The 13093-nt window shown below is 44.8% G+C and carries 8 protein-coding genes; 4 read left to right on the forward strand and 4 right to left on the reverse strand.

From position 1 onward, the window contains the following. Nucleotides 1-201: 201 nt before the first annotated feature. A complete protein-coding gene (locus QL886_RS12655; RefSeq protein ID WP_290179008.1) occupies nt 202-948 on the reverse strand; it encodes a siderophore-interacting protein in 747 nt (248 codons plus the stop codon). 66 nt (nt 949-1014) lie between these two features. Further along, nucleotides 1015-3192 (reverse strand): TonB-dependent siderophore receptor, encoded by a 2178-nt coding sequence (locus QL886_RS12660; protein ID WP_290179009.1) that lies wholly within the window; start codon nt 3190-3192, stop codon nt 1015-1017. A gap of 448 nt (nt 3193-3640) precedes the next feature. Here QL886_RS12660 and QL886_RS12665 point away from each other — a divergent pair, with 448 nt between their 5' ends. Continuing rightward, a complete protein-coding gene (locus QL886_RS12665; RefSeq protein WP_290179010.1) occupies nt 3641-5146 on the forward strand; it encodes a PepSY domain-containing protein in 1506 nt (501 codons plus the stop codon). 200 nt (nt 5147-5346) lie between these two features. On the opposite strand, the gene QL886_RS12670 is transcribed toward QL886_RS12665, so the two are convergent. Then, nucleotides 5347-7128: a multidrug ABC transporter permease/ATP-binding protein gene (locus tag QL886_RS12670; protein WP_290179011.1), complete on the reverse strand. Its 1782-nt coding sequence runs from the start codon at nt 7126-7128 to the stop codon at nt 5347-5349. A gap of 96 nt (nt 7129-7224) precedes the next feature. Beyond that, nucleotides 7225-9534: a TonB-dependent receptor gene (locus tag QL886_RS12675; RefSeq protein ID WP_290179012.1), complete on the reverse strand. Its 2310-nt coding sequence runs from the start codon at nt 9532-9534 to the stop codon at nt 7225-7227. 396 nt (nt 9535-9930) lie between these two features. Between QL886_RS12675 and QL886_RS12680 the strand changes: the two genes are divergently transcribed. The 3 genes from QL886_RS12680 to QL886_RS12690 are packed head-to-tail and all read left to right on the forward strand — an operon-like array spanning nt 9931 to nt 13071. Next, a complete protein-coding gene (locus QL886_RS12680; protein ID WP_290179013.1) occupies nt 9931-11247 on the forward strand; it encodes an NAD(P)-binding domain-containing protein in 1317 nt (438 codons plus the stop codon). Next, nucleotides 11244-12131 (forward strand): bile acid:sodium symporter family protein, encoded by an 888-nt coding sequence (locus tag QL886_RS12685; protein WP_290179014.1) that lies wholly within the window; start codon nt 11244-11246, stop codon nt 12129-12131. Before QL886_RS12680 ends, QL886_RS12685 begins: the two co-directional genes overlap by 4 nt. After that, nucleotides 12124-13071, forward strand: coding sequence for an SDR family oxidoreductase (locus tag QL886_RS12690; protein WP_290179015.1), 948 nt, complete (start codon nt 12124-12126; stop codon nt 13069-13071). The genes QL886_RS12685 and QL886_RS12690 overlap by 8 nt, the downstream gene beginning before the upstream one ends. Nucleotides 13072-13093: the final 22 nt, after the last annotated feature.

Here is a 13093-nt window from a genome sequence, read left to right on the forward strand (position 1 = left end):
GGGTGCCAGTATTAGATTATCTGCCTTATGCGTTCTTCTGTTATTTGTCACTGCTATTGACGCTACTGTTTGGGTTCACGGGGCTGACGATTAGTCGGGTGAAAGAGGGTAATATAAAGACCGCTGAATTGTGATAAGCAGCAGGCTATAAAAAAGGAGGGGTTAATCTTAGCCCCTCCTTTTTTGTTTCGAAATACGTAATTACTGCTCTTCCGTTTGCGCATCCTGACTTTTGACGATTTTATGCTGATCCTCTGTGCTATCGACTTTCCAGTAGCTAGAAACATATAAATGCGTCTTTGGTATCGCGCGCTCAACTTTGAAGTACTGGCGCAATGCACGCATACTATGGAACTCACATGCTGCCCAAACAGCAGGTTGACCATCAAGCCAGCTCAAAGATTTAACACAGTCCAGTAAGGGGCTATCGTCTGCATTTGGATGCGCATTAATCACCCAATGTATCTCGACGTTCTCTGGTTTTTTGAGTGTCTGACGATCTGCCTCAGTCGTCACCTCAAGTACTGCGTAACCATGAGCATCAGTAGGCAACTGGGCTAAGTTGACCGTAATTGCTGGTAGCGCAGTCATATCACCGACCAACAAAAACCAATCTGCTTCATTGTGGATGAGCTTTTTTGGCCCTGGACCACCTATCAGAATTTGATCGCCGACTTGCGCATTTCGTGCCCATGCCGATGCAGGTCCTTCCGTCTCATGTAAAGCAAAATCAACATCTATTTCATCATCACGTTGCACGCTCACCGTATAAGTACGCATCAGTGGCTTGTTGTCGCCACCTTGAGGAAATATCAGTTTGATATAAGCACTTTCTTGATCGATAGGAAAATCAACCATGCCAGCACCGCCAAGCGTGACACGGCACATATTTAGCGTAATGTATCTAGTGCCAATAACTTCTAGTACTCTTGGAGTAGGTTTTGCCATATTGTGCGTTCCTTCTAACAACGGATTGGCTTGCTAATAGAACCAACCCGCTGCTTGTAGTATTTATTAAAAATTGGCTTTTAGGCTGACTGACATTTGACGTTCAGGTCCCATCCAGCAGTTATTGATATCGTAACAAGCACCGACATAGGTCTTATCGAACAGATTGTTGATACTAGCGCCCACCGCCAGCATAGGGTTGATCTGATAGCTGCCGCCGACATCTACCAGCGTCACACTTGGCAGTTCATCGGAGTTTTGCTTGTCAATCTGCATGCCGTCTTCGTAGCGAATGCCAGCATTTAGAGTGAGTTTGTCCGTAGCATAGTAGTCTGCCCATAGCGTGGCTTTGTGTTTGGCAGTTTGGGCAGGAGTGTTGCCGACCACATCAGGGTTGAACTCATCTTCTGTGATCTCAGCATCGGTATAGCTGTAGCTTGCCGCGAGATCTACCCAGTCATTAAGCATACGACTGCCTGATATTTCAAAGCCTTTTGATTGAATTTCACCAGTTTGAACCTTCTGTCGATAATCAGCGGGATTGGTTACTACGACATTTTTCTGTGTGATATCGAATACGGCAAGCGTTCCTTGAGTCGCACGGTCTGGAGACAGATATTTGATACCAGCTTCTAATTGATCGGCAGTGGTCGGTTCAAACGGTTTATTGGTAATAAAGTTGCTACCAACAATGGGTTGGAATGACTCTGAATAGCTAAAAAATGGTGATAAGCCATTGTCAAAATCATAGATCGCAGCGAGACGGCCGCTGGTCTCTGACGCATCATTACCAAACGTCTCATTATTATAAACGGCACCTTGAGAGGCGTCAGTTTGCTTAGTCGTACTCTCGAAGTTATCGTGACGCAGTCCGGCGACAACGGTCAAATCTTGCCACTTCATTTCGTCTTGCACATAGAATCCAAGCTGGCTTTGTTCGATATCTTGTGTCTGACGATAAGTATCCAGCGGTAGCGTAGCCGTATTTATCTGTGAGAAGTCTGGATTAGACAGGTCAAGATTTGGTGTACCATTTGCGCCCGCATCATAATAAACCGCATTGCTGTCTGTCTCTTGATACTCAGCACCAAACAATAGGTTATGTGAGGTATTGGCAGTATCGAATGTATAGGCCAGTTGGTTGTCCGTGGTCCAGTTATTCATGTTCTCATCCGTGGTATATGCCACACGATTGAGAACCGTGTCACTACCTTCTACAAACCCTCTATTATACATATTGCGTTGTTGCGCCTCGGCATCGGTATAGCGCGTGATATGTTTAAAAGTTAACTGGTCGTTGATATCCCAGTTTACGGTGACACTTGGCATAAATACTTCTTTACTAAATTTATTCCATTCATCGCCTGCATAGGCATCACTACCCAATTTGCCATAGCTTGCATTGTAGACGGTGCCGACAGCAGGCAATGGGGTAGAAGGTACCATCTCTGGATCATCTTGATAAAATAGATTGGCAAGTATTGAAACATCATCAGTTGCCTGCCATTCAAGCGATGGATTAATCAGCAATCGCTCTTCTTCTGTGGTTTGCATTTGACCGTCTTTTTGGCGTTTTAGCGCGACTAAGCGATAGTTCAATGTGTCCGTGATAGGCCCTGTACTATCGACGGCCACTTCTTTTAGGTTTTGATTGCCGAGTCGCAGCTGCACTTCGTTCTCTTGAGTGCTCTTAGGGGCTTTGGCTATTTGGTTCACCATACCACCGGGTGCTGCATAGCCATAGAGGGAAGAGGCAGGACCTTTCACGACTTCTACCGCTTCAGTCGCATAGACATCGACTTGTGGCATCAGATTCCAAGCGCCATCGTAGGGTAGTCTTAGTCCGTCATAAAAGTTTGAATAGGTCTTAAACCCACGAATATTGTACTCATCAAAGATAGATACCGTACCGCGGCTCTCAGCGCTGACACCAGGCTCATATCGTAGAGCAGCATTGATACTATCTGCCTGACGCTTTTGCAACAGGTCTTGATCGATTCTGGTATAACTCATTGGCGCGTCGTTTGGGTCCAATGCAGTTTTGGTGCCAGTACTACGATAGCCATCTGAGTAGACAGTAATAGCATCTAAGGTGGCTGATGGTGTAGCAGCCTCATCGTTTTCAGTATTGTTTGTCGTCTCTACAGCGTAAGCGGCGTGACTCATACCCATGATCAGGCCAATTTGTACTGCTGTGGTGAGATATTTTTCGCGAATGACGTTAGTGGTTAGATGAGACCGCATCAGATTTCCTCTTGGACTAAAATGATTAAATATTATGTATAACAGTTAAAGCAAATTTACAACGACGCTAATAATAACACTAATGATAATTATTATCATTAAAAAATTACAACGAGACAGTTTTGAGAAGTATTTGCAGAACTTAAAAAGGTAGAGACGCAGTGTTGCAAATGAAGCAGTATTACGAATAGAGTCACACAGACTTGCTGTTTTGAGCGATGTGGTTTAAACGATGGTTTTTGTCAGATTTTTCTCGTATTATGCAGCAGCATTCTGAATACAATTATTTACAGTAGAGTTTTTACATTGCTTTATCGACGCCACTGTACAGCGTTATTCCAGCTTTCTACGAGACTTTTTAAAATTGGTCTTGCAAGCAGATGTATTACTATTATCGATAGGTTTACGTTGTTTATTGAGCAACCAAAGATTGTTTAAGGTCACATTTATGGACACACCCTCCAACCAATCCACCAACAACCAACGCTATTTCACAGTGTGGCGTTGGCATTTTTATGCAGGTATCTTTGTTGCTCCCTTTTTAGTTGTCTTGGCGATAACGGCGCTCGGTATGCTGTTTATGTCTAACACAGCAGGACGTGACAACGACCGCTTAACGGTTGTCGTGCCAGAGTCTACGGTTCAATCACCTGTCTCTACTCAAGCAAAGAACGCGCTGAGCACCTTGCCTGATAGCACACTGGTTAAATATATCGCCCCTCGTGATACCGATACGGTGGCTTTATTTCAGATAAAATCAGACGACCAAAGCAATATGGTGGCAGTCAACCCTTATACGGCCGATATTGTTCAAAGTGTGCCTACTAGTAGCGGTCTTTATAGTACGTTCAATGATATTCACAGTGATTTGCTGATTGGTAAAGTCGGTGATTATCTGTTAGAAACGGCGGCCTCATTGACTATTTTGATGATTCTGTCTGGTTGGTATCTGTGGTGGCAAAAACGTAAATCAGTCAAAGCGATGCTGATACCTAACGAGAGGGTAACCAATAAGAAAAAACGCTCTTTTATCCGTACGATTCATGCGACATTGGGCAGTTGGATATCCGTGCTGCTACTGTTTTTCTGTATATCAGGTATGGCATGGGCAGGTGTATGGGGTGAAAGAGTGGTGCAAGCATGGAGCCAGTTTCCTGCGGGTAAGTGGGGCGTTGCACCTGTTCCAGTATCGATTGATCACAGTCAACATGCTACGATGCAAGAGTCTACACCAGCGCCGCATGTACATGGTGCGGCAGCGTCAGAGGCGCATACTGATGCACCCACACATGGCAGTGCTCTAAACTCAAGCGACACAAAAGAAGTTCCTTGGGTACTTGAGCTGACGCCAATGCCTGTGTCAGGCACGACCATGGGTAAAGATGGTATCGCTGCCAATATCCCTATTATGATTGATACAGTGGATCGCTACGCTCGTGAAATCGGTTTTGTAGGGCGTTATCAATTGAACCTGCCACAAGGTAGTACAGGCGTCTGGACCATTAGCCAAGATTCAATGAGCTATGATATGAAAAGTCCGACAGCAGATCGTACGGTACATATCGACCGTTATTCGGGTAACGTTTTGGCTGATATTCATTTTGATGACTATAATGCGTTTGGTAAATTCATGGCGGCTGGTATCGCGCTGCATATGGGCACGCTCGGATGGTGGAGCGTACTGGCTAATGTACTATTTTGCCTAGCGGTAATCGCTATTTGTGTCAGTGGCTATATCATGTGGTGGCAGCGTCGTCCTCGTCAGGCGAGTAATAACGTAGGATTAAACCCACCAGCTCGCGGCTTAAATGTTTCCGTCTGGTGGCCGCTTGCTATTCCTTTATTAGTTGTGGCTATCATATTCCCGACTGCTATTATTGCGATTATAGCTATCGCGCTATTAGACCTCTTGGTGATTTCTCGAGTTGGGTTTTTACAGAAATGGTTCAAATAAGCGAACGGTAAGATATCGTTGTTCTCGATATAGCAAAGGAGCGTCTTGTAGTAAGGCGCTCCTTTTTTTGCTTAAAATTACTTATGTTAAAAGCGGACTATTTCAAAAACTGCTCAGATTAACTGCTATTTAGCTTAAAGTTGATCAAACGTTTTATGGGATTGAAATAAATCGGTTCATGCTAGTAGTTAAAGCATTGCTTACTTGAGCATAGCAATGGCATCTTTGCTGGCACGCTGTCGCTCTTCGGCATTTAGCTCAATGAGACGGCCTTCTTTCATCAGTAATAATCGATCAGCATGCTCAAAATAACCGTCATCATGACTAATGATAAACAGTGTCTTACCCATGGCTTTTAGCTCAGGGATGAGCGTCTGATAAAACACGCGGCGAAAAGCAGGGTCTTGGTCGGCTGCCCACTCATCGAGCAGTAATATGTCTTTTTGTTCGGCGACAGCGATTAGCATAGCCAAGCGTTTTCTCTGACCTTGCGACAGCTTATCTGTAGAGAGTTTATGGTCAGACACACTTACTTTTTCTTGTAGATTGAGCTTATGCAGCCAGTCAGACACTAGGGCCGCATCAGGCTCATTGCCCTCATATCCAATCAGTTGCTTAAATAGATGCTGGTCGCTAAAAATCGCAGAAAATAGCTGTCTAAAATCGGCATTGTTCTCTGAATTAACGTTTTGTCCATCGACTTGTACCGTCCCTGTAGTGGGGGTAAAGATACCAGTAATGATTTTGGCAAGGGTGGATTTACCGCTACCATTCGCACCGATTAAGAAAACCACGTCACCTCGGCACAAGGTTAAATTGACGGACTTTAAGATATTATCGGAAGGGTTCTGATTGTTATCACTGTTATCGCTATTTTGAGCATTATCATTAACCGCTGTGTCTAGTGCATGACTACTACTACCTACATAGCGATAATTGATATTATTCAGAGTTATGGACTGCCAGTCCTGTGCAACAGTATCTGTCGCAAAGCTTGGCTGATGCTCGGCCAATTCTAAAGACTGTATCTTTTCTAGCGCAACTTGAGCGGTCTGCAATGTTGGGTAAGCGCCAACCGCATGTAGGAGCGGCGACTGCATAAACAAAATCGTCAAAGAAAAAGTAGTAGCAACCCCCATTGGTATATCAAGATAATTGGCCACTGCAAACACGATACCAATCGATGCGAACATCATAATATTGGACCAGTTCACCGCTGATAAATGAAAAGTATCAGACTTGGTTACGGTCTTCTCGTACGATTTGGCATGAGCCAAGAAGTCATCTGTATACAGTTTTTCTGCTCGGTGTTGATTAAGAGCCAGCTCTTTACGACCTTCTATTATCGATTGATAATCCTGATATAACGCGTCATTAATCTCTCTTAATTCGGTCAAATGCGTATAAACATGCTTGACCAATATAGTACTTATCCAAATCGTCATCACAATCCAAAACATCACAATAAACAATAATGGCAACGACAACCAGCCCAGATATAGCCCAACGCCAACAGATAAAATGATACCTTGTACCAGCTCTGGCATACGGACAAAAGCAACGGTAATTGATTGAATGTCTGAGGATAAGCTGGCAAGTAAGCGTGCACTACCCAAATGGTCTATCTGAGGAACGGTAGTATCGATGATTTGTTTGACCAGTTTGGTTCTAAGCTCATAGACAAATCGATGTCCCAATCGCGTCAATGCATATTGCGACAAAAACGTCGTCACTAGCAGTAATAGTACCAGCAGGGAGAACTGCCCCAAGCTGAGCCAAGATAAAGTATCAAATACTGGCTGACTGATAAAGGTGTGATTGATATAAGCAATAATACCGACACTGACAGCAGCATTGACCAGATTTAGCAGAATGACTTTGAGAAAGGGCAGACGATAATTCGCCCAAATCATATGATATAAAGAAGCGGTCGTACGAGAGGACACTGTGGTATGAGAAGACGTTGTGGTACGAGAAGACATAGTAACTCAGTAATAAAATAAATTTTTGATAGCAGAAAAGGGAGTAGGCCGCGCCTAATCCCTTTTATAGAACCTAAGAAAGCCTACTAATAAAGCTTAAAAATCGAACGTTGCCGATACTTTTAAGGCCGTTGGTTCACCTGCATTTAGATAGCCTGAATCTGCATAACCGCCCACTGACTGCCAATAATCTTCACCTGTGACATTGGTTACCATACCTTTTAGAGTAACGTCTTGTCCTGCCAGCATAGTGCGATAGCGTGCACCAAGGTCTAAGGTAGTATAACCATCAACCTTTAAGGTATTGGCATTATCCGAATAACGAGAGCCTGTGTGGATAATATCGCCCGTTAATGTCAGTCCTTCAACGGCGGCTAAATCATACTCTAGGTTGACATTGCTCTGTAAGGTAGGCACACCAATCACTCGATTGCCATCTAATGCACTATCACCAGTGTCTTTTTGCTTAGCACTCAAGTAGGTAACACCCGCATTAAGTCGCATGTTTTCACTTGGGCTACCAAAGACAGTCAACTCCACACCTTGATGACGATTTTCTCCAGCAGCAGTAAACGTATTTGAGTTGTTGATATAAGCACGCGGTTCATCAGTTCGGAAGACAGCGAGACTACTGCCAATCATACCATTGTCATATTTCACACCCAGTTCAGTTTGCTCACTCACGTACGGATCTAGATTTTGACCACCATTAGTGACAGCGCCATTATCGTTAGTTAGAGGCGCTCTTTTTCCTGGTGCTAGACTTTCGATATAATTACCATACACAGACCAGTCCATTGTTGGCTGATAAACGATACCGACACTTGGTGTCCATGCGCTTTCATCATAACTACCAGTTTCTGCTTGTGTATTAGCATCATAGCTGGTGGTTTTTAAGTTCTGATGACGCACGCCTACCGTAGTTTTTAGCTTATCGTCGAACAGTGAGATCGTGTCTGCTAACGCAAAGCTTTGAAATTGCTTTTTGTTGGTTAGTTTTGGATCGTCTAAGTTACCACCGAAGATTGCTGTGCTTGTAAAAGGGACCTCAGCGTAGTCGGTAGGGTGGTACAAATTAGTCGCGGGTTGATTACCAAAGTCAAAAGCGTAAGCGCCTTTTTCCTCTTGATCATAAAGATCGGCGGCTAGTACCCAATTGTGATCAATCTTACCTGTTTGCCATTGACCACGCAGACCGAGCTCGGCGCTTTGTACTTTATCTTCTCGAGTATTGTCAAAGCGATAAACTGTACCCGCACCATCAACGTTGTTGACAGTTAAAGTGGCTAGTGAGTTTTCTTCCTCGCCATTTCGCACACCATAAGCACCATAAGCGGTAATATTGTCATTAAAGTCATATTCTCCTCGAATCGTACCAAAGACATCCTCCTCGTTTGAATAACTCCAAGGCTGCGCCCAATTTTTTGAGCCGTCTGGAGCATTTGGTACACTAGACACCCCACCAAGATTGACACTAGGACGAGTCTCTGACAGCTTATTGTCTTGCCAGCCCAAATCGGCTGATAGACGATACTGATCCCCTCTATAGTCCAAACCAAGGGCAGCCAAACCCAAGGTCGATGATTCATCGTCGATAGCACTGTCACCATCTTGATAAGCCGCATTAAAACGAACGCCAATAGCATCATCGCTACCGAAGCGATCACTGACATCTACTGCGACCTTACCTTGGTCGCCTTGACCATAACCAAGCGTTAGCTGACGTAGTGGCTCATTATCCGCTCGTTTGGGTAACAGGTTAATCGTACCGCCTGCGTTACCACCACTCGGTGCCGCGCCATTTAACATCGCTGAGGCACCGCGCTGGACTTCGACGCGCTCGAATAATTCAGTTGCGATATATTGTCTTGGTAAGATGCCGTATAGACCATTGTACATGGTGTCATCTGATGTGGTGATAAAGCCACGCATGAAGTAGGCTTCTTGAAAGTTACCAAAACCTCTTGCCACACGTACAGTAGGATCTTTTTTGAGTAGATCGCCCACACTTTGCGCTTGCTGATTGGCGATATATTCATTGGTATATGAGGTGGTAGAGAACGGCGTGTCCATGATGTCTTGGTTGCCCAAGAGTCCGACGCGGCTGCCTGTCGCAACTTGGCCACCTTCATATGCGTTAGGTAGCCCATCTGCTGACGCATCAGCACTACTGGTCACGACGATAGTGTCCAGTACTACATTAGGGGTGGTTTGAGTATCTGCATCATCTACTAGCGCCCATGCCGAGTGACTTGTAGTTAGTATGATGACTGAACATAGTGATTTTAGAGGTAGCGATTTCGTTGATACTAGGCGTGAAGGTATGGATGCTAATCGTAGAGAAGCGCCAGACACATTCAGAGAGTTAAGACGAAACAAAGCAGCAGATAAGCGAGACAGTTGCATGAATATTTCCAGCATGTAATTTAAATCGTTATTATAATGATAATCATTTCTATTACAATGAATTACTGAGTCAATTTTAAATATACTAGGTTTGGTAAAGTACGGCTGTTGCTAGATAAGGTGCTAATAGCATCCTCTATAAATAGGGCAGTGCTTTTATATTTGGGAGAAGATTAGGCTGTATAGAGCGAGCAAAAAAGAAGTATAAAGCAGAGGATGGGTTTACCTATTATAAGTAGTCTATATGGACAATTTATTCATTTGAGCCAGTTCATATATCAATGTATGCTATTGTTTTATCAGGGGCATGGAGTACACTGGTATCGCCCACCAGAGGTGCAGTCAAACGGAATTGACTGATTTATATAATTGAAATGGATTTTTAAGGTGGCGCTTATGTACGCAGTAATTGGGGCAGGTCCAATGGGGCTTGCTGCAGCCCGAAATTTGCAAAAACTCAATATTCCTTTTATCGGCTTTGAGCTACACACAGATGTAGGGGGCCTATGGGATATCGATAATCCGCACAGTACCATGTATGAAAGTGCCCATTTGATTTCGTCCAAGCGTATGACGGAGTTCAAAGAGTTTCCTATGAGTGACTCAGTCGCGGCGTATCCTCATCATACCCAGCTCCGTCAGTACTTCCGCGACTTTTCAGATACTTTCAATCTAAAATCACGTTACGAATTCTCCACGCGTGTGGTCAGCATGGTGCCTGAAGGGGATGGCTGGCGCTTAGTTAGCGAGTGCAATGGTCAAAAGCAGTCGCGACTGTTTGATGGTGTGCTCATGGCAAATGGTACTTTACATACCCCCAATATCCCAAGCTTGCCGGGTACGTTTGCCGGCACGTTGATGCATTCCTCTGAATATCGTAGCCCGTCAGTATTTAAAGACAAACGTGTGTTGATCGTTGGTTGTGGTAACTCGGGCGCTGATATCGCTGTTGACGCGGTACATCATGCCAAGTCGGTGGATATCAGTCTGCGCCGCGGCTACTACTTTCTGCCCAAATTTATCAAGGGTCAGCCAATTGACACACTAGGCGGAAAACTAAAGTTACCGCGCCCAATCAAGCAGCGCATGGATGCGGCGATGATTTGTATGGTCATCGGAAAACCTTCTGATTATGGACTGCCAAACCCTAACTATCGCATGTACGAATCACACCCTGTGGTCAATTCATTGGTATTACATCATTTGGGTCATGGCGATATTAAAGCGCGTCGTGATATTCGCCGCATCAATGGTCATACGGTGACTTTTAGTGATGGTGAAAGTCATGATTATGATTTGATTCTTATGGCGACTGGGTATTTACTAGATTATCCATTTATTGAGCGCGCGCAGCTTAATTGGCCTGCCAATCATGACGCTCCGCAGCTTTATATGAATGTCTTTCATCCTGAGCATGATAATTTATTTATGATGGGTATGGTTGAGGCAGCAGGGCTGGGCTGGGAAGGTCGAAATCAACAAGCACGGCTTGTTGCACTATATATTCAGCAGCGTCAGCAAAATACAGCAGCCGTTAAACAGTTCAATAAAGTGAAACGTAAGTATGCAGGCAAAACACTCGATGGCGGCTATGATTATATTAAGCTTGCGCGTATGGCATATTACGTGAATAAAGATGAATACTTAGAGACGCTGGCCAAGCATATTGCCGAGCTTGAAACAGAACAGCCTGTATTGGCATCAGAAGTATGATAGCGGCAGTGGCGTTTGAGCCACGGAGCTTGATTCTGCTCAATTTCATCTTGGCGCTGATGATGTTCGGCGTGTCATTGAGCTTACGTCTCGAAGATTTTAAGCGTATCGTTTTGTCTCCCATTGCGCCGATAGCAGGTCTGTTCGCTCAATTCTTTCTATTGCCGCTAGCCACGTGTCTGTTTACGTGGGCGTTGAATATTGATCCTGAGTTGGCGCTAGGAATGATTTTGGTCGCGTCTTGCCCAGGTGGTAGTTTTTCTAACATTATGACTTGGCTGGCACGCGGTAATGTTGCGGTGTCAGTCAGTATGACTGCGGTATCAAGTCTCGCTGCGGCTATATTAACACCAGTCAATTTTGCCTTTTACGGTTGGCTTAACCCACACACGCGTGAGTATCTGACAAAGATAACGATTGAGCCTAGTAGTATTCTGATACTGGTTCTATTAGTGTTAGCGTTACCTTTAGTGCTAGGGATGGTAACAGGGCGACGCTTACCTGATCTGGTCGTACGTATCCAAAAGCCATTACGTATTTTCTCCCTACTCGTGCTGATGGCTTTTGTGGCAATCGCTTTTTCTAGCAATTTCGCGCTATTTTTAGAGCGTTTTCATAGCTTTTTTTGGCTGGTCGTTGGTCATAACTTATTGGCACTTTCTTTAGGTTATGGCATGGGGCTGATGCTCAAGTTGCCAGTCGCTGATCGGCGCGCGGTGACTTTAGAAGTAGGAATACAAAACTCAGGGCTAGGGCTGGTTATTTTATTTACTTTTTTCCCAGAGGCAGGCGGCATGATGCTGATCACGGCATTCTGGGGCGTATGGCATTTGGTGTCAGGACTGACACTTTCACAAGTTTGGGCACGGATACCCTATGAATAAAAGCATAGTGAATAAACGGATATTAATCACTGGTGCCGCAGGTTACATCGGCCATCAGTTGGGCAATCGTCTGGCTGATCATTACCATGTCGTCGGCACAGATATTCGCAAGCGCGATGACTTAGACTTTCCAATCCACGTATTAGATGTGCGCGATGAGGGTTTGGCAACGCTACTAAAAGAAGAGGGCATCACCCATGTCGTGCATCTCGCTTCTATCTTGCAAGCGTCAAAAGATCGTGCTCGTGACTATGATATCGATGTCAATGGCACGCGCAACGTACTTGATTGCTGCATCAAAGCAGGTGTCGCACATATAACGCTCACCAGCTCGGGTGCTGCCTACGGCTATCATGCTGACAATCCTGAATGGATTGATGAGCAAGATGCCCTACGTGGTAACCCTGAGTTTGCTTACTCAGATCACAAAAGGCAGATCGAGGAAATGCTTGCAGATTTTCGCGAGCAGCATCCGCAACTACAGCAGCTGATTTTTCGACCTGGCACGGTACTAGGCGCTGATACGCGCAATCAAATTACCAGTCTGTTTATGGCACCGCGTGTGCTTGCGCTCAAAGGCAGTGAGTCGCCCTTTGTGTTTATTTGGGATCAAGATGTGATTGGTGCTATGGAAATAGGTATTCGCGAGGATAAAACTGGCATCTACAACATGGCAGGCGATGGCGCACTGACGATGAGGGATATCGCAAACCGACTTAATAAACCGCTATTGACCCTGCCAGTGGGTTTGGTTAAAGCTGGCTTACAGGTGGCAAAGTGGGCCGGTAAGCCAACAGGACCAGAGCAGGTTAATTTTTTGCGTTATCGCCCAGTACTGAGTAACAGGCGACTCAAAGAAGAGTTTGGTTATTGTTTAGAAAAAACGTCTGCCGAAACCTTCGAGTACTTCATCGAATGCAATGGATTGCGTAAACCTTGATAGGGAGAAAATCATCAATGCC

Origin of the sequence: Psychrobacter sp. APC 3281, from assembly GCF_030407815.1 — a bacterium.
In the GTDB taxonomy this organism is placed as follows: Bacteria; Pseudomonadota; Gammaproteobacteria; order Pseudomonadales; family Moraxellaceae; genus Psychrobacter.